The 18,687-nt window shown below is 48.0% G+C and carries 18 protein-coding genes; 6 read left to right on the top strand and 12 right to left on the bottom strand.

The genetic code is table 11. The features are described from left to right. Positions 1–20: 20 nt before the first annotated feature. On the bottom strand, positions 21–878 hold the full coding sequence (locus ACO05Z_RS04190) for a flagellin (protein ID WP_421900820.1): 858 nt from the start codon (positions 876–878) through the stop codon (positions 21–23). Between the two features lie 251 nt (positions 879–1,129). On the opposite strand from ACO05Z_RS04190, the gene ACO05Z_RS04185 reads away from it, so the two are divergent. From ACO05Z_RS04185 to ACO05Z_RS04165, 5 genes are read left to right on the top strand one after another with little or no spacing between them, the layout of a single operon-like run. After that, positions 1,130–1,834: a response regulator transcription factor gene (locus ACO05Z_RS04185; protein ID WP_421900818.1), complete on the top strand. Its 705-nt coding sequence runs from the start codon at positions 1,130–1,132 to the stop codon at positions 1,832–1,834. Further along, on the top strand, positions 1,831–3,762 hold the full coding sequence (locus ACO05Z_RS04180; RefSeq protein ID WP_421900816.1) for a TonB-dependent receptor plug domain-containing protein: 1,932 nt from the start codon (positions 1,831–1,833) through the stop codon (positions 3,760–3,762). The genes ACO05Z_RS04185 and ACO05Z_RS04180 overlap by 4 nt, the downstream gene beginning before the upstream one ends. Then, complete coding sequence (locus ACO05Z_RS04175; protein WP_421900814.1) at positions 3,750–4,310, top strand: YfiR family protein; 561 nt, start codon at positions 3,750–3,752, stop codon at positions 4,308–4,310. Before ACO05Z_RS04180 ends, ACO05Z_RS04175 begins: the two co-directional genes overlap by 13 nt. Further along, a complete protein-coding gene (locus ACO05Z_RS04170) occupies positions 4,307–5,818 on the top strand; it encodes an ATP-binding protein (protein ID WP_421900812.1) in 1,512 nt (503 codons plus the stop codon). Before ACO05Z_RS04175 ends, ACO05Z_RS04170 begins: the two co-directional genes overlap by 4 nt. A 38-nt stretch (positions 5,819–5,856) precedes the next feature. Further along, a complete protein-coding gene (locus ACO05Z_RS04165) occupies positions 5,857–6,168 on the top strand; it encodes an antibiotic biosynthesis monooxygenase (protein WP_421900810.1) in 312 nt (103 codons plus the stop codon). 17 nt (positions 6,169–6,185) lie between these two features. Here ACO05Z_RS04165 and ACO05Z_RS04160 read toward each other — a convergent pair whose 3' ends face one another. From ACO05Z_RS04160 to ACO05Z_RS04115, 10 genes are all read right to left on the bottom strand, one after another. Next, positions 6,186–7,238, bottom strand: a complete 1,053-nt coding sequence (locus tag ACO05Z_RS04160) for a potassium channel family protein (RefSeq protein ID WP_421900808.1) — start codon at positions 7,236–7,238, stop codon at positions 6,186–6,188. Positions 7,239–7,308: 70 nt separating this feature from the next. After that, positions 7,309–7,953 carry a LysE family translocator gene (locus ACO05Z_RS04155; RefSeq protein WP_421900806.1) on the bottom strand — a complete coding sequence of 215 codons (645 nt, stop codon included), beginning with the start codon at positions 7,951–7,953 and terminating at the stop codon, positions 7,309–7,311. A gap of 77 nt (positions 7,954–8,030) precedes the next feature. Next, positions 8,031–8,954, bottom strand: a complete 924-nt coding sequence (locus tag ACO05Z_RS04150) for a LysR family transcriptional regulator (RefSeq protein ID WP_421900804.1) — start codon at positions 8,952–8,954, stop codon at positions 8,031–8,033. 16 nt (positions 8,955–8,970) lie between these two features. Next, on the bottom strand, positions 8,971–10,704 hold the full coding sequence (locus ACO05Z_RS04145) for a bacteriohemerythrin (protein ID WP_421900802.1): 1,734 nt from the start codon (positions 10,702–10,704) through the stop codon (positions 8,971–8,973). A gap of 193 nt (positions 10,705–10,897) precedes the next feature. Continuing rightward, a complete protein-coding gene (locus tag ACO05Z_RS04140; protein ID WP_421900800.1) occupies positions 10,898–12,388 on the bottom strand; it encodes a glycosyltransferase family 2 protein in 1,491 nt (496 codons plus the stop codon). Further along, complete coding sequence (locus tag ACO05Z_RS04135; RefSeq protein ID WP_421900798.1) at positions 12,388–13,500, bottom strand: radical SAM protein; 1,113 nt, start codon at positions 13,498–13,500, stop codon at positions 12,388–12,390. Before ACO05Z_RS04135 ends, ACO05Z_RS04140 begins: the two co-directional genes overlap by 1 nt. 67 nt (positions 13,501–13,567) lie before the next feature. Next, a complete protein-coding gene (locus ACO05Z_RS04130; RefSeq protein WP_421900796.1) occupies positions 13,568–13,894 on the bottom strand; it encodes a DMT family transporter in 327 nt (108 codons plus the stop codon). 32 nt (positions 13,895–13,926) lie between these two features. Further along, positions 13,927–15,054: a diguanylate cyclase gene (locus ACO05Z_RS04125; RefSeq protein ID WP_421900794.1), complete on the bottom strand. Its 1,128-nt coding sequence runs from the start codon at positions 15,052–15,054 to the stop codon at positions 13,927–13,929. Between the two features lie 46 nt (positions 15,055–15,100). Then, the gene (locus ACO05Z_RS04120) at positions 15,101–16,111 is read right to left on the bottom strand and encodes a BMP family ABC transporter substrate-binding protein (RefSeq protein WP_421900792.1); all 1,011 of its coding nucleotides are present in this window, start codon (positions 16,109–16,111) and stop codon (positions 15,101–15,103) included. Positions 16,112–16,263: 152 nt separating this feature from the next. After that, positions 16,264–16,737, bottom strand: a complete 474-nt coding sequence (locus ACO05Z_RS04115; RefSeq protein ID WP_421900790.1) for a MarR family winged helix-turn-helix transcriptional regulator — start codon at positions 16,735–16,737, stop codon at positions 16,264–16,266. Between the two features lie 118 nt (positions 16,738–16,855). On the opposite strand from ACO05Z_RS04115, the gene ACO05Z_RS04110 reads away from it, so the two are divergent. Then, positions 16,856–17,302 carry a methyltransferase family protein gene (locus ACO05Z_RS04110; protein ID WP_421900788.1) on the top strand — a complete coding sequence of 149 codons (447 nt, stop codon included), beginning with the start codon at positions 16,856–16,858 and terminating at the stop codon, positions 17,300–17,302. A gap of 326 nt (positions 17,303–17,628) precedes the next feature. Here the strand turns inward: ACO05Z_RS04110 and ACO05Z_RS04105 are convergent, their stop codons facing one another. Beyond that, positions 17,629–18,675: an FAD:protein FMN transferase gene (locus ACO05Z_RS04105; RefSeq protein ID WP_421900786.1), complete on the bottom strand. Its 1,047-nt coding sequence runs from the start codon at positions 18,673–18,675 to the stop codon at positions 17,629–17,631. Between the last annotated feature and the right edge of the window lie 12 nt (positions 18,676–18,687).

Genomic DNA, 18,687 nt, shown 5'->3' with positions numbered 1-18,687 from the left:
AAATTTAAAAAGTTGACGAACTAACCGATGAGTGACAGAGCCATCTGAGGCAGGGAGTTTGCCTGTGCAAGCATTGAAACTGCTGACTGAGTGATGATCTGCTGCTTGGAGTAATTGGTCATCTCGGTTGCAACATCCACATCTGAGATCTGGGATTCTGCGGCCTGCAGGTTTTCACCCTGAATCTCGAGGTTAGAGATGGTTGCATCAAGCCTGTTTTCGAGAGCACCGAGGTTTGCCCTGATCTTATCCTTGGAGATAATCGCGTTATCAAGGGCCTCAAGAGATGCCTGTGCAGCTTCCTGAGTAGATACAGTGTAACCGGCGTTTTCAGCACTCTGGTTACCGATACCGAGAGCAGATGCGGTGCAGGTGCCGATCTCAATATCATACTTGTCTTCCGCACTGTCGTTACCGGTTCCGAAGTGGATGGTAACAGCATTATCGCCGGAGACATTACCATTGAGCAGGTGGATGCCGTTAAAGTCAGTAGCATTGGCGATTCGGGTAATTTCCGAAGCCATAGCCTGATATTCCTGGTCAATTAATGCTCGCTGGTCCGAGGTGTAAGTACCGGTTGCGGCCTGCTCCGCCAGCTCCTTCATGCGGATAAGCTTTTCATCCACAACGCCAAGCGCGCCGTCTGCAGTCTGGATCATGGAAATACCGTCGTTGGCATTTCGAACACCCTGCTGCAGGGTTGAGATATCCGAACGCATGAGTTCGCGAACAGCAAGACCTGCGGCATCATCTGCTGCGGAGTTAATGCGCAGACCGGAAGACATCTTTTCAGTGGAAGAACTCAACGCACTGTATGCATCATTAAGATGGCGTGCGGTGGCATTTGCAACGGTATTGTTATTGATTACTAACGACATAAAAACCTCCGTGTTTTATCGTACATCCTTGCACTATCAACAGGTGACCGATTCACCTGCCTTTACTTGCTTATACGCAGCGGAGGTAAAGAACGTTTATGAAGGAAATATTTTCACACCCCGTCCAAATTCCGGACACTATAGACAAACAAACCGTTTCTTAACATTTCTTAAGCTTGTTAACACTTATTTACACTAAACTTATTTGCTTATCCCTTCTAAACACATAGTATGCAATGCAGGAGAACATTATGAACAAGATACTTCTTATCGACGACGACCCGGAGATGGGGGAGCTTTTATCCACCTATCTGGACGGCGAGGGGTACAGCCTGCATCACAAATGCACTGCCAAGGAAGGACTCAAAGCATTCGGCAGCGATGAATACGACCTCATTCTGCTGGATATTGTCCTGCCTGATATCAGCGGGCTTAATGTACTGGAAAAAATCCGGCTGGACTCAACTGTCCCGGTAATCATGCTTACAGGTAAGGGAGACGAAGTAGACAGGGTTGTCGGCCTTGAGATGGGTGCTGACGACTATATCTGTAAACCCTTTCCTTTGCGGGAACTGCTGGCACGTATGCGCGCATCCTTGCGCCGCTGCTCCATGACCCCGCAATCCCCGAGCATCACACCCAGTTCACGGGGCAAGCTCAAAGTAGGGGAACTGGACATCAACCTCGATTCCCACGCCATTATGGTCAAAGGAATCGAAACCCACTTCACTGCTGCCGAATTCAGCATAATTGAACATCTGGCCGCCAGTTGCGGCAAACTCATTGAACGTGACGAACTCATGGAAATCGCCCTCGGCAGGAGCGCCGACTTTGATGACTATGTACTGAACGTCCACATGAGCAACCTGCGCCGCAAAATCGGTGACTCCGTCTCAATCAAAACCATCCGTGGCCGCGGATATATGATGACCTCGAGGACTCAGGCCGAAGCATGATCCGGTTGCGGTTGGCAGTTATTGCCCTCTCTCTCATTCTTCTGGCCATGGTGGCCGGAACCGCACCATGTTTTGCAGAAGACAAGGATGTCTCTGCAGAATTGGAAAACCTCGACCTCGAAGACCTCCTACAGGTCGAAATGGTCTCCCCTTCCGAGCGTAAACAATCCCTTGAAAACATAGCCGGCTCATACACCATCCTCACTGAAGAGGACATCAAGCGCAGCGGAGCCAGATCGGTTCCCGAAGCCCTGCGTACAGTTCCCGGCGTGGTTGTAACCCGTACAGATACGGACAAATGGGCCATCGGAATCAGGGGATTTTCCGGCACATTCAACAGCAAACAGCTCATTCTGGTGGACAACAGGCCGATTACCTCCCCCTATTTCCACGGGGTAATCTGGTCCAGCCAGAACCTGCCCATCCAGACAGTGAAGCGGATCGAAGTCATCCGCGGCCCATGGACCAGTCTCTGGGGTTCTGAATCATTTAACGGCGTAATCAACATCATCACCAAATCCGCTGCGGAAATGCAGGGGACCCAGAGCGTAACCGCCGGCGGGACAGAAGGCGTAAGCCAGTTCATCCGCAAGGGCGGGCACATATCTGAGAACGCAACCATGGCGGTTTACGCCAAGGGTGAATATGAATTTGGTAAAAATTACCATATCCGCGGCCGGACTGAAAAAGGTTCAACCGACTGGATTACCGGAAGCGGCGGTTTCCGTGCTGACTGGTTGAACGCCTACACCGACCAGTTCTCACTACAGGGCCAGTTGGCAGGATCGACAATTACGGAAGACTCTCCTCCGGGTAACCCGTTTTCTGCCAATAAAGATAAAAGCGATTACAGCGGCTACGCCCAAATTCTCTGGGACAGAAAAACTGGAGCCAAATCCGGCATGCAGTTTCGTTCATCCTATACCCGAACCTCAATCACTGTTGCGGACATGGAGAACATGTCAAATGCCGTTGATGCTGAATTCATCTATTCCAATGAACAGATTGAAGACCATTTCCTGACCTTCGGACTGGGCGGTAAATATTTTTGGAATTCTTTCAAGCAGGGAGAAAATGTACAGGTAACCAACGACAGTATCTACCGCCTCGACTTCAGCGGATTCGCTAAAGACCGTATTACCCTGATAGACGAAAAGCTTTTCCTGACCCTCGGCCTTAAACTCGACTATTCCGGGGACAGTGAACTTGCCCCTCAGCCCACAGCACGTCTCCTCTATATGGAAGATGATGAGGAATACTGGCTGGCATTTTCCTACGCCAACCGCAAACCGAGCTACTGGCTTCGTGAAGGAAACTACCGGGTCAGGATCAAAGACAAGGAATACAATGTCGATTTCAGCGATGATCTGGACAACGAAAAACTGACTACCGTTGAGGCCGGATACCGTAAACTCTTCAGCGAAACCCTGAAGCTGGATCTTTCACTGTACCTGAACAATTACGACCAGATGGTCACCTTCAGCTTTGATGACAGCACGAACACAGCCACGCCGATCAGCGGACTGTGCGGTGTTTCATATGGGACTGAAATTGCCCTTGACTGGCAGCCTTATTCATTCCTGACCCTGCGCCCCTCAATCGACATTTCCAATCAGGATTTCGCGAAGCTTCCACATGGGATTCCCGGTTTTTCACCGCCCGTGAATTCCCCGCTTTACAACATAAAACTTCAAGCCCTGATCGATCTTGCCGAAGACTGGGAACTGGACCTGTTCACATCATACCTGAACTCCATGGATGACAAGGACCTGTCCACCGGATTTGGATTTGATGTCCGTCTGGCCTGGCAGGCCCGGGAAGACCTTTCCCTCGAACTCATCGGTAATAACCTGCTGACCAATGTTGATCAGGGTAACTTTGCCCCCACCGAACCTTCCTGCACGCTGAGGCTGACATGGGACTTCTAAAAATCCATAAAATACTGGCAATTACAATTGCCACCCTTTTTATGGTATGTTCCATACCCGACCTGTCGGCGCATGCCCGCGCAAAAAGCGGACAGCAGCACAGGATCAAGGTCACTCAGCCGCAGTTACAAGCCCTGTTCATCAAAAAAATCACAAAATATGTACTTGGCCCCGACAAACGCAGAATCGCCGCCGAACGTCCTGTACCCGTGGCTGCAATCGCCCCGAAAAAACTGTCCCGCTTTTTCAGAAACCCGGACAAATTCAAACTCGTGGGCTGGCCGGACGGAAATTTTAAAGTTCTATTTATAGATGTGGATAATCCGCGCGTAATTGCCGCTGTACTCAATAAAATCAAAGGCAAACCAATCCTGACCATCGGACAGAGTCCGGATTTCCTACGCATGGGCGGCATGATCAACCTTGTGGAATCCGGTTCTCGCTTCAAGCTGCAGGTCAACATCTGTGCGGCACGCAAAGCAGGACTCACGATCAGTTCCAAGCTGCTGAAACTGTCTGAAATCTATTGCGGAGACACACCACAATGAAAAAATACCGGAACAGCATCGGGCGCAAAGTAGGCCTAGCGATTCTGGGTACAACCATTGCCGCGGTTGTGATCTCCCTGACCCTGAATATAGCCTCATTTTTCCACTCCTTCAGACAGGCAACCCTGAAAAAGGCGACTTCGCTTACGCAGGTCCTGAGCACTTCCGTAGCCCCGGCCCTTGATTTCGATGACCGGGACTCTGCCACCGAAGTTCTGGAATCGCTGACCCTTGTGGGCAATTCCGTTGGAGCTACTATTTTTACCCCTGATGGAAAAGTATTCGCAGGGTTCGGAACCCAAATCAAAGAACTTCCCGCAGATACTTCAAAAACAATTGAAGGTTTCAATCATTACCGCATAATAAAAGAAATCCGCTCAGGAGATGAGCTTTTGGGCCACATTGTTCTGGACGGTGAGTTTGCCGAACAATTGGACTGGTTTTTCCAAAACTTGGCCAGCTCAGGACTTATTCTGGTCACAGTGCTGACAACCTGTTTCCTGACCACCAATTTCATCCGTAAAAAGCTGACCCAACCCATCGGTCAATTGACGGATACGGTACGTGATATTTCAGAAAGCAAGGACTACACCCGCCGGGTTTCCTACCGCAGTGACGATGAGATCGGCTATCTGGTCACGGAATTTAACTCCATGCTGGCCAAGATCGACAAACGGGATGCATGGTTGAACAGCCACCGTGAAATGCTGGAAAACATCGTTTCACAGCGCACCAAACAATTACGTTCCAAGCAGGCGGAACTGGAAAAGAAAAATAAACTGTTGGTACAGCAGATTCACGAACGACGCACCGCAGAAATGATTCGTGATGAGGTAGAACGCATTAATCGGCACGACCTCAAATCCTCGCTCAACCTTGTCATCGGTTATCCAGAACTACTGCTCAATAGCGAAGAACCGCTGAGCACAGATCAGAGAAAGTATATCAAGCGCATAGCATCAGCAGGATACCGTATGCTGGATATGATCCAGTTTCATCTGGACATGTTTAAGATGGAACAGGGTATCTACCGTCTGAAAACCATGAATGTAGACCTTGTGGACCTGATGACATCGCTGGAAGAAGAAATGGCCCTGCTGCTGAATCAATCCGGGGTAAAACTCTCCATTATGCTGGACGGCAAGGAAATCGAAGGGGTGGAAGAGCTATTTCTGACCGGCGAAGGCATGCTCCTGCGGACCATGTTCCGTAACCTGATCAAGAATGCAGTGGAAGCATCCAACGAAGGCGATACTGTAACCATTGCCATCAACAGCGGCCCACCCATATCTGTGACCGTCAAGAATACATTGGCGGTTCCCGAAGAGATCAGAGAGAGATTTTTCGATAAATACGTAACCCTTGGAAAAGAAGACGGAACCGGACTGGGGACATATTCCGCCAAGCTTATTGCCGAAACCCACAAAGCCACAATCTCAATGCACTCCGCAGAGGCCACAGGAACTCAAGTCACTGCCTGTTTTATTGATGAAAGCAGCGCTGCTTGATCACACTTTTAAACACTATAAAAATGCGTAGGTAAGTTATGTGGATAAGAGAATGGAAATGCACATGCCCAGAAGATACAGCCGAGGTTTTTCTTGATTATCTTAATGAAACCGGTGTTAAAGACACCCAGTCCTTGGACGGATGTTGCGGACACAAAATTTTCATCAGATCGTTGGGTGACGAATCCGAGATAACCCTGCACACATATTGGCAGACAAAGGAACAAATGAAATCTTACGCGGGTGAAAACATGTATCGCGCTGTTCTGTATCCTGAAGATGTTAAATACAGGATTAACCCGGACCACGAAGTCAAGGTTTATGAAGTGATAGCTTCACAGCATCCCTAAGTTAAACAGATATAATTTTACTCCGAGTAATAAAGCCCCTCGGAACAACCGAAGACTTCATTCAACCCTTCTATACTGCGCCCTGAAGTCAATACTATCAGATAATCTCCGGACCGGACCTCTAAGGAAAACTGAGGCAACTTGTTCAGCTCAAGCCCCTGCCCACTATCCTGACTGACCCCGATAGCCAGCACATTGAATGATTTGCGCAACTCTTCAAATATATCCCCGTAATTCTGCCCGTCAAATCTGCTGCCTTCTTTAACGAAATATTGCTGCACATCATAATCTTGATTACCGGTAGCTGAGGAAAGCAGATCCTCGTTAAACAAGGCCACGCTGGGTTCAAATATATAGCTCGCTACAATCTTTGAAGAAATATCATTACGGCAAATTGTAAAATTAACCCCGGCACTGGTGAATGTTTCCTTGAGTTCGGAATTATCAATAGTCGCAACAAACGAAAGATGTGGATGGTATTTCTTGGCATTGAGGATAAAAACAAGATTCTTTGTATCGTCACCAAGGTTGGGCATTAGCGAGACGGCCTCAGCTGCATTAGCTTTTTTCAAGCATTCACGGCAATTCATATCCGAGAAGATCACAAAAACCTGTTGCCGTGAAAAAGTCTCGTAAATGAAATCAATGTGGTCTTTATTGTCAGTGACAATACAAACTTTTTTTCCGGCATGGACAAGCTGAGTGACTACATCTTCCGAAAATTCATTCCAGCCGACAATTACCACATGGTTGTTAAAACCAGTTCCGTCAAAACCCATTTTGCGTCTCTCCGCCAAAGCCTGAATATGTTCTGTTAACCTGCCGATAAAATAACCGAGTATGCCAATACTGCCCAGCACCATGACTATGGAAACAAGTTTTCCAATTATGGATGTGGGGTAAAGATCCCCGTAACCCACAGTGGTCAGGGTTACCAGTGAATACCAGAAAGCATCAAAGAGAGTCTTGATATTGGAACTCTCACATGCTGATTCGAAATAATAGATGAGCAGGATAGTGGAGATATAACCCAGTAGTGCTGCCCCAAAAAAATAAGTGCCCTTTTTCATGCCTGATTTTTAGCATGTTAAAGGGTACATAACAATAATGGTTGAGCTGAAACCCAAAAAACGTAACTCTTCAACTAACGAAGATTAAAGCGCCCAGCAGGAAAAGAATCACTCCGGTAACCTTATTGATGACGCCGACATGATTACCGTAAATACGTTGCATAACCGCTGTGTTCAAGAAGACCACGAACAGTCCCCAGCCGAAAAAGGCTTCCAGCACAATAACCGAACCGTAGACCGCTTTTTCACCCAATCCGGCACCCGGTCCTACCAATTGCATGAATACACTGAGAATGAACAGGGTGACCTTGGGGTTGAGCAGGTTGCAGAACAAACCGTCCTTTAAGCCCTGCATGAAAGTCGCTCCCACGGGACATTCGCCGGAACCATCCAGCTCCAGCCCGGAGCGGTCAGTAAAGCAACGATAGCCGATGTAGACCAGATAGACTGCCCCGGCATAGCGCAGAATATTGTATATAAAGGGGTTGCTTTTAAGCACAAGGGCCAGCCCCAGTACTGAGAGGCTGACGTGGAAAATCAAGCCCATGCAGACTCCCAGCACACAGCCGTAGGCCGCCGGGGAACCGCGCAATAACCCGCGTTTTTGTTTAGCAGCACCACATCCGGCGTGATGGATAAGCAGCAGCATATCCGGTCCCGGACTCATGCGGGCCAAAAAGCAGATTGTAAGCAGGGTAAGAATCGTTTCAATCATTACTATCTCCTTGGCGATAGTACTTACCCGCATCTAATCATAATTTGAAATCATAATTAATCATACAGGACATGAAATTAAATCATATCCGGCATACCGGAAGCAGGAAGCAGACAAATCTCTTTCATCAAACGTTCCCTGAACCAGGCGTGGGCGGAGTCGGCATTGCGGCAGGAATGCCAGAGAAGAGAATATTCGAACTCAGGAAGTTCAAAAGGAAGTTCCACAACGCTTAAACCGTAGCAATAACTCAGGTTATGAGCTATATGGGCAGGAATTGTGAGCAGCAGATCAGAACGTTTAACAACCTCCAGCACAGACCCGTAAAGCGGCGCTGAAAAGGTTATTCTGCGGGTCCTCCCCTGCTGCATCAAATAGTTATCAACCGGGCGTATCTTATCACCGGTTCCGGTAACAGCCCCATGCATGGCTTCACAGTATTCATCAAGATCAAAACCATTCCGGAGCGGATGGTCGGCCCGCATACAACATTTGAAATGGTCACGCCCAATGGTCGCATGCTCAAGCCCGCGCATGGATTCCTCCATAATACAGGAGACAAAATCCAACGAACGGTCAGCAAGCCTTTCGAAGTCCCCGCTACCCATGGTGGAGACCTCCACCCGGATATCCGGAGCTTCATCATGCATGTTTGCAAGGGCATCGGGAATAACCCGCTCAGCCACATAATCGGTGGTGGCAATGCGAAATAAGCTTGTACAGGTGGCCGGAGTGAAACTTTCCCCCTCGACCATGCTGTGAATTTCAGCAAGTACCGCGTCCACCCGGCTACGCAAATCCAAGGCCCGTTCAGTCAGGACCAAAGAATTGCCGACCCGCACCAGAAGCGGGTCAGCAAAAATTTCACGCAACTGAGCCAGATTGCGGCTCATGGCCGACTGGGTAACATTAAGCCGTTTTGCCGCACGGGTAACATTGGCTTCATCCAGCAGAGCCTTGAGCGCACTTATGAGGTTCAGATTTATTGAGGAAAGCGGCATAACCCTTCTTTCGTAGTTAGCGGATTCCGTGACTGTTCAGGAATGATGTATACTTGCGGTCTTCACCCTGAATGTGCTGCACCAACCAATCCTTGAGGAACTGCATTACATCCATGGTCACCTTAGCCTTACCGCTGAGCAGTGCGGCTTCAAATTCAAGGACCTGATTGACGAACTTTTCATGCAGTTCCTTGTGCGCCGGAGTCTGGGGATAGCCATAGCGGTCAAAAAGTCTTTCTTCTGTACTGAAATGGTCCACGGTGTAGTTCTTAAGTTCTTCCACCAAACGTTTCATGACGGTATCGGATGCGCGGTCACGCATGGCTTTATGCAACCCGTTGATCATACCGACCAGCTTCTTGTGCTGCACGTCGATAGCCTTAATTCCCACGGAAAAAGCAGAGTCACTCCACGTAACCAGTTCATCACCGGAAACGGCTTCAAGGTTTCCTCCAGCCATACCGTGGATAAGGCCATCAAGTTCCTGAACGAGACTTGAAACTTCAATAAGAATCTGGCGGGCTTCATCCATTTCCGCAGCAGTCTCCTGCGCAACCTGAGTAACATCAGAAACCGCCCTGTTGATTTCTTCGCTTGTAGCTGATTGTTCTTCAGAGGCAGTTGCGATGGAATCCACCTGCTCGGATGTGGACTCGATGATAGTCACAATTTCCTGCATGTAAGACCCGGATTCCACAGCTATCTCAGTACCGGAAACAATGTCAGCAGCAGCACGCTCAACAGAGTCTACGTTGGTCTTTGCATGCTCCTGAATATCAGTAATGGCATCGCCGACCTCTTTGGTAGCTTCCATTGTTTTCTCAGCGAGCTTGCGGACCTCATCAGCAACAACGGCAAACCCGCGTCCGGCCTCACCTGCCCTTGCAGCTTCAATCGCAGCATTAAGAGCTAACAGGTTGGTCTGGTCGGCAATGTCATTAATTACATTAATAACCCGGTCAATATTCTCAGCCCGCTCACCAAGCTGACTCATAGTCTGCTTAAGGGAAAGAACTTCGTTCTCAACTTTCTTAATAGCTTCCACCGCGTCGTTAACGCCACGTGCTCCGGTTGAAGCATTTTCCTTTGACTGGTCAGCATTTCCGGCAGCAAGCGATGCGTTGCGGGCAACCTCGGCAACAGTGGAGTTCATTTCTTCCATGGCGGTTGCGGTTTCAGTCATGCGGTCACGCTGCACTTCAACGCCTTCACCAACTTTTTCAATGCGTTCGCTAAGGTCGCTGATATCAGAAAAAATTCTCTCGGAAGAGTTCCCCGCTTTATCAGCCGCTTTACGCATGGAAGCAATAAGCTTCTGGGTCTGTTCTTCCTTATCCCGGCTGGTCTGCAATGCCGCTTCAATCTCTGCAGTTTTACTGCGCGCCTCCTCGCTCAAGGATTCAGCCCTTTTATTTGCTTCTTCCAAACTTGCAACCATGGCACAAACTGCGACTTTGAGCTCTTCGAGCTCATACATATAAAAACCGGAGCATTCGCCGTTTGCCCGACCTTTCTGCACATCAACTGCAAAATCCCGCAGATTTTCAATTGGAGATATTACATTGCGACCGATGCTGTAGATAATAAAAAAAGTAATCGCTAAACTGGCTGCAATACCGCATAGGATGACGGTTGAAGATGCAGACCCAAAAACAAAATCCGGGCAGAAGGCAAAAAGGACCAGAGCGATAATTACCGGGATAAAACCAAGAACAAAAGCTGAAAGCTTCAGGCGAGAGGAAATATTCATGAATGCTAACCTTTTATTTGGGTATGGGTTCAATTAAGCATGTGAGAAATAGCATCAACACATTCAAAAGGAAAATTATTTTCTGCAACGGCTGCTTTTCGATTGTATGTCATTTTGACAAATAACTAATAGTAACTACTACTATTAATGTCTAGTTTTTTATCCAAATAAGATTAAGCACCCACTCAACAAATCAAGCATGACTGGCAAGGGCGATAAGCGCCGAAGGGAAAAGCAATACCCCCGCCCATCTGACCGCTGAGACAGAACGAATCATTCCTTTGAAGGAAGCTATCAACAAGCCTATTCCACCTAATATCACCGGAAGCTCAATCCAAAATGTGGCATGAGCGGTAAGTTCGGACAGATCGGAAAGATGCGAAAAAATAAAATGGCCGTCCGGGTGATGAGAAAATACGGTGACCAACCCCAGCACGGAAACTCCAGCACTGAGTAAACGAACCTGCTTACCATTAAAATTACGACGAAATGAGCCCAATGAAGGAAGCAGGAAAAGGACAGCCCCCAGTCCGGTAAGAAGAAGTATGAATCCCTTATGAACCAGCCATGAAAGTGAAGAAGGCATCCAATCTACCGGATAATGTCCCAGAGCCCACGATAAGAAACAGCCGATCAACCCGGCTAATCCGTAAACAAACAATGGATTATCACGCCCTTCGCGGCGCAGGAAGATAGACCATGGTTTGAAGCCATACCTGCAAAGCCCGCTGACCGTGCCAATGCCCACGCCCACGACAGTCAAAACCTGCTGGGCAATCATTATACTCAGGTAACGAAAAATCCCACTTTCCCCTACTTTCTTCACCCCTTCCGGAACCTGAGCCGCTATTCCGAACAAAACAAGAGCTAACAATCCAAATAGCAAAACCTGCCCCAATCCCTGATCAAGAAAAATCATGAACACCAACGTCCACGGACTGGCACAGGCCACCAGAACAGGCAGGATTGAACCGTATATTTCAGGGTGGGAAATTATCTTTTCCCCGGTACGGACCCGCAGCTTGAAACGGTACTTCAAATGATGAAGCACAGAGTCCGGGTAACGGTCATGAACGATAGATAGTGCAGGGTTATTCTTGAACCGGGCATATTCACGCAGCCGCATGCAAAACTCAAAATCATCCATATCCCAAGGGATGCCTTCAGCAGGCTTTCCTGCACTTTCGATCAACTTGCGCGGCAAGACACAATTACAAAACGGCACCTGATACCACGCAACACTTTCCGGCTCGGTATTCACATGCGATTTTGTCCCGGCAACGGCTACATTGGAATTAACCGCGTAGATTGTCCACGCCACATCAGAATCACAGTGCGGTACTTCCGGTCCGGTACAGACAATCCCGCCATCCGGATCAATGGAAGCAGCAGCTTCAAGCCATCCTTCACGGGGATAGGCATCATCATCCATGAAAGCGATTATTTCACCACGTGATTCATCCAAAGCAAGATTGCGGCGTACGTTGGCATGGGTTTCAACACAGGGGATCAACTTGAATTCAAATCTATCCGTCTGAAAGTCAACACCACTCACATCCCCAGCGCAGATCACTTCAAAATCTACCACACTATCAAGTGTGGCAAAGGCTTCAAGACAGCGGGTAAGAGCTGCCGGACGGGAGCATGCAATGATAATGCTCAAACAAGGCTTGGATGTATTCACTACTTCCTCCCGAAAAGAATACTGCGCAAAGCATTAAGGCCGATCAAAGCCGCATCCTTTACATTGATTGCCGAGGAGCTGTTAATAGCGCAGGTCCATGTACAATTACACTTGCCCTTCCCCAGACGATCGTTACAGAACTCCCGGTAACGCTTGCCTTTCAAAATACTTCCAAGGTCATAACCGGAATTGCGGAGATTTCCCACCGATGCCCAAAGAGGCTCGCAAGGAAAAACATTGCCTTCCTGATCAATGACCACAATGGATTTTCCGGCCCGGCAATATGATCCGGTATCGCGCTCACCTGAAGCCGCCTGCATCAAACGTTTACGGGACAATTTCTTGGAAGAGGAGATGGCTGCGGTAAGCAGATCCATACGCGAAGAGAACTCGGCCCGTTCCAGAATCTTTTCCACTGCCGGAATATATTTTTCAAGCTGGTTGCGCACTTCAGGGTTATCGCGACTGGGAACCAACAGTTGTTGTGGAAAACTAAGGTTAAAATGATCGCAACGGGCAACATCTTCAAACCATGAAGACAGCTCATCCAATTCATCAGCATTGGAGTCCAAATATAATCCGTTCCCCTTAATTTTAAAATTGTCGTATTTGCGCAGGAACTCCAGTGCTCCCAGAGTCTGTATAACCTTATCCAGCAAACCGGAAATCCCCCGGATTTCATCATGTCGCTGATCAGGATGATCCACAGAAAGCTGCAATTCAAAACGCACGTCAGGATTAGCCGGAACAAGTTTTCCCAGAGTGGAAACCATACGCGAAGTGTAAGAGAAATTGGAAGGGATATCGACAGCCTGCACATCACAGCGATCAATAAAAACCTGACAGATTTCAGCAAGGTCTTCACGGATGAAAGGCTCGCCGCCGGAAATGGAAAGAAAATGAAGGGGGCCATAATTTTCGGCCAGCTTCTCATATTCAATGACCGAAAGTTCTGCGCTGCGGGCTGTGGGGTTATCTACTGAATGTTTGTAAAGGCAAAACTCGCAAGTTGCATTGCAACGCGCGGTCACGAATAAATTAAGGGTTTGCGGAAGCAACCCCGGTCTGAACGGTAATAGCGCGGTCCGGGTAAGAAGTTCACAGTTTTTCATACCCTATTCATAATACAGCATAATTTTTGCGGCAATATTTTTCGCCGACCATTACAGAACTGTAATTTTAATGACTGGCACCGCTAAGCTTAAGCCCCACAACCCCGGTGATGATCAGCAATAAACTGATTACCTTAAGAGCTGAAACGGACTCCTTGAAAAAGAAAATCCCGATGGTAAAGATAATGGCAGTCCCGAGACCGGACCATATGGCGTAAGCAACACTGACATCAATTTTCTTTAAAGCGAAAGCCAAAGCGGTAAAAGAAGCCCCATAAAAGACAAACATTAAGACTGAAGGGGCCATTCTGGTAAAGCCTTCAGAGAATTTCATGGCAATAGTGCCGCAAACTTCCAACATAATGGCGCAGGCTAATATAATCCAATACTGCATTTACGACCTTAATTTTAATGAATAACCCAAGTTTAAGAAGATGATTCTACCGGCCCGAGCACAATTCTATTGCGGCCGTCCTGCTTCGCTTTATAAAGGGCCTTATCTGCAATGTCCATTAGACCTTCAAGCTTCTCTGAACCGGAGAAATCCGTATATCCGACACTTACAGTTACTCTTTCTCCATGGGAAAATTCATGCTCCGACACAGCCAACCTAAGCCGATCAAGGAGTTTATAGGCATCATCGCGGGAGGTTTCAGGCATAACCAAGACAAACTCCTCTCCACCGATACGTGCGAAAAGATCGGTCTTACGGATACGATTTGATATGACTCCCGCGAAACTTTTTAAGACTTCATCCCCCACAGGATGACCAAAATTATCATTTATAGATTTGAAGTGATCAATATCGAAAAGAGCGAGTATAAGCGGATGCCTGTAGCGTCCGCCCAACCAGAGCAGTTTTTCAACTTCACCGTAGAACCCACGCCTATTGGGCAGCTTGGTGAGCTCATCAGTAATGGCCATTTCACGCATCAGGCTGAAGGTCTTATCCAGCTTGATGCGCATATCATCAAGGGTTTTACCCAGCATAGAAAATTCATCACGGCCCTGCCACCGGTATGGTACTCCCAGCTCACCTTTAGAGAGGACCTCCACCTGCCGCATCAAACGGTTCAACGGACTGAGAACCTTAAAATAAATGGCCGGGATGATCAGCAGCAACCCGCCTACGAACATCGTCACAAACATGACTATAATCTGATTACGGCTTTCCGCTATACGCGGAGTTACCCAATCCTTATCTACAGCTACCAGCACATAGCCAAGGTCTTCACCGTTTTTGACTACATTCTGCACCAGCTCCATAGTGTTGTACTCATGTTCAGGCGTTTCTTTGGATACGCGCAAAAGGTAAAGATCATATATAGATGAAAAAATTTCTATCCTGACAATACGATCATCCTGCAGCAAAATGCCCACAATATTGCGGGCACTCTCCGGGGAAAACGAAAGCATTGCATCTTCAGCAGTATCAATCAGGGTATCCAGAGAACGCTGGTGAAAATCAGCCAAGCGGGTCATCATCTGTTTCTTTTCCAACTCAAAAGAAATGACCAGACCTGCTGCCAGCGGGACAATCAATCCCACAAGCATGACCTTCACCAAAAACAGCGATATGCTGTGTAACTTTGTAATATAGCTACTTGGCATGGCTCGAACAGGTTGGATCTTCTGTATACTCGTCAACCACAATTTCCCCGAGGATAATCTTCTTGCGGATATTTTCGATCCGGATGTGCATTTCCTTGGTCACTAGATCTTTATTATGTTCGTCAAAAACGATTCCTACGGCCTCCTGCGCCAAACCTAGACGTTTATAATTATCCCGCCAGATGCCCCGCTTTGCCAGCATAAGTGCGGCAAAGACAGCCTTATCCGTATGCTTGACCATGGAAGTAAGCACACTGCCGGGATAAAGTCCGTTCTGGTTGATATCCACACCGATACCAATCTTCCCACGTGCTGCGCAGGCTGCAAGCACGGCAGGCCCTGCTCCGCCGGCAGCCTGATAAATTACATCCGCCCCTTCATCCATCATCCGGTTGGCCAGCCGGGAAGTAGCCTTGCCATCAAACCATGCACCGTCGTAGTTTCCGGTATAGCCCTTGAGCACTTCAATATCAGGATTAATATACTTGGCTCCCTGAGTATATCCACACTGAAAACGTCTTTGAAACGGGGTATCCACCACCGAGACAAAACCTATTTTCCCACTTTTGGAAGCCATTGCCGCCAAAGCCCCTGCCAGAAAAGATCCTTCGTGATCAGCTAGAACAAAGGAATAAACATTTGGTTCATCACGGACAGTATCCAGGACAATAAAGCGGGTCGCCGGATACTTGCGCACAAAGGGCACCATATCCGGAAAATGGTTGCCGTACATAAGAAATATCGGGGAATAGCCCTCGTCAGCATATTTTGTGATCGTATCCACGTACTCTTTGAGAGTCATACCGATCTCAACTTCCGTGCACTCCTCACCGGTCTTGGCTTTGAATCTTTCAACGCCCTTATGGATCGAGACACTAAATGAATTGTCCGCAATCTTTCCCTGATAAACGAGTACCGGATTAAAATCCTCAGCACATAAGTTAAAAGGAAGTAGAATGGTGACCGTCAGCAGCACCAGCAATATGGACAAATAATTCATCAAGCACCTTTGGTATAATGAAAAGAACCTACTTCACGGCAATAAATCAGCCCCCGCACAAAACAACATTACTATTTTAAATTAAAAACTTTTTTAAAATAAAATGCAAGAACCAATGCAAACAAACACTATCCAATACCTATAACTATCTGCTAGTCCTCCTGTCGCATCTTCAAAACTTTCGGTTCTAACTTTTCCAATTTTTCCCGCACCATGTTTAACAGACTGGTTGCATTCGACACATCCTCAGCAGCAAATTTTGGAAAAGCCTTTTCTATGATTTCATTCTCTGCTTTTTCCGACAACTCGTACAATTCCCGGCCATGAGAGGTCACCTGCACCAGCTTTGCTTTCTTGTGCCGGGGATTCTCAATGAGCTGTACATAGCCCTGCTCCACCATGGAGCCGACCCCCACTTGAACTGACTGCCGGGAAACCCCGCGCTTAAATGCCAGGTCAGACACTGTCATCGGACCAGCAGAAATCAAATGCGCAAGGTTGATTTTCTGAGCCCTGCTCATACCGCTTTCCATGTGGATTGATTCCTCCACTTCCTCTACCGATTTCCAAGCACCATAAATTGCCTTGAAAAATTCATGAAGCATTTCACCGTCTGCGTATTTCATGCTCCACACATTACACAGATACAATTTTATGACAATATAAATGTCATTTTGACAACATAGTTGACAAAACTTCAAAGCGAACTTATTTTAAATTCAACACAAACCACAGGAGCAAAAAATGAAATTTTATCCACTCCCCCCAATACTCTTTTTTTTCAGCATCTTCGTCATAATTGCGGCTTCCCTCGCAGACCTGACACCCATCAACAGGCCGGATTATATTAAATGGACAGGATGGTTCCTGATCGTAGCTGGGACTGCATTCTGCTATTCCGGATCAATTCTGTTCAATAGACTGAAGACAAACATCAGCACCTTTGACGATCCGGACAAGCTGGTAATCAGCGGACCTTTCAAAATCAGCCGCAATCCCATGTATGTGGGCATGGTTGCCGCCATGCTTGGCGCAACTCTTGTAGCCGCAACATACATTGGAATATCCTTCCTGATCCTGTTCATCATGATCGTGGCCACTGTGTACATTCCCTTCGAGGAAGGACGTATGCTGGCTGTTTTCGGGGAGGAATACGAGGAGTATTGTTTAAAGGTAAGGCGTTGGCTTTAGCACATAGGGCTTAGAAAGTGCCAGATACAAGGCGCAAGAAAAAGGCAGGAACGACGCGTATCTAAATACGCTAGTTTCTGTCTTTTTTGCAGGAACGCAGTAGATGGTGCTTTATAAGACCTATGAATAAACGGGCCGGAAGAGTGAGCTTCCGGCCCGTTTGGCTTTCATGGGGACGAGGTGGATCCCATGTATGAGGACGTCGTATTCCGGATTACTGAGTTGTTGCCCTGAACGGTGTGAGAGTTACCGTCCCTACAGTGTGCCGGGGACCTTCATTTAGGAGGTTTTCAGTTCCCGGCATCCGGAATAGACTTTATATCGTTTTAAATCCTGACCAGAGTTTCCCAGTTACGGGAACTCATTTTAGCTCCGGATGAACCGGAGATCAGGCATTCACATTGTTTCTGCGCATTGATAAAGCAAGCCGCATCCTTGGGATTCATAACGAATGCCGAGGTTGATAGCGCATCCGCTTCCATCACTGTGGGGGCTACAACCGAAAGGCTGACACCCTGCCTCGGTGAAATGGCAGTCTGGGGATTTGGTACGTGGTAATGGGAACGTTCAGCATCAAAGTAAAACTCACAACCACCGGAAGTAGCTACTGCAGCATCCTTGAGCCTGACTACCGCCGAATAGCCTCCCTTGCCGGAAGGGTCCTCAATGGCGACAAGCCACGGCTGTCCCGGAGAACGTTCACCACAGGCGCGGATATCCCCGCCGGCGATGATCAGATGATTCTCCACTCCGTTCGCTGCCAGAATTTCCGAGGCCCGGTCTACAATATAGCCCCTGCCGATACCGTCGAGGGTCACGGCCATGGAACTTTTACTGAAACTGATTCCATTCTTGCAAACATTAATGAAGTTCGAACCCACAAGGCCCAAAGCATCATCAAGGTCACTCTGGCTAAGCAACAGCCTGCCCTTGGAATCTCTATTCTTCTGCAACATTTCCAGAACCGGGAGCACTGTTGAATCAAAAGTTCCATTGGAACGGTGATAGTAAACCTGTGCTTTCCCCATTACCTCAAAGAGCTCGGGAGCCACATCACTCAGTTTTCCGGTTTCATTAAGCTGGGAAACCGGGGTACCGGGCTGGTGGCGGTCAAAGATTGCGGTGAGACGTTCGATCTCAAGAAATGCCAGCTCCGCAGCATGCTCGGCCGCATCCTTGGAAAGGTGCAGGGCGACAATGCTGACCTGCGTTCCCATGAGGGAGCGGGTCGCAGTGTACTTGTGCCGTCTGTCACCGATTCGCAGGGTATCCGCCAGCTTCATTGCCGCACCAAGAGGATGGGCAATGAGGGCAGCCTTGGAACCGATGGCACCAAATGATTTGGCGAATGAACGCCTTACCGCATTTTCCATGACTTGTGTCCC

This window comes from Maridesulfovibrio sp., from assembly GCF_965230075.1.
Lineage (GTDB): Bacteria > Desulfobacterota > Desulfovibrionia > Desulfovibrionales > Desulfovibrionaceae > Maridesulfovibrio.
Note: the sequence above shows the minus strand (reverse complement) of the source record. Positions and strands in the feature narration are given on the sequence as shown.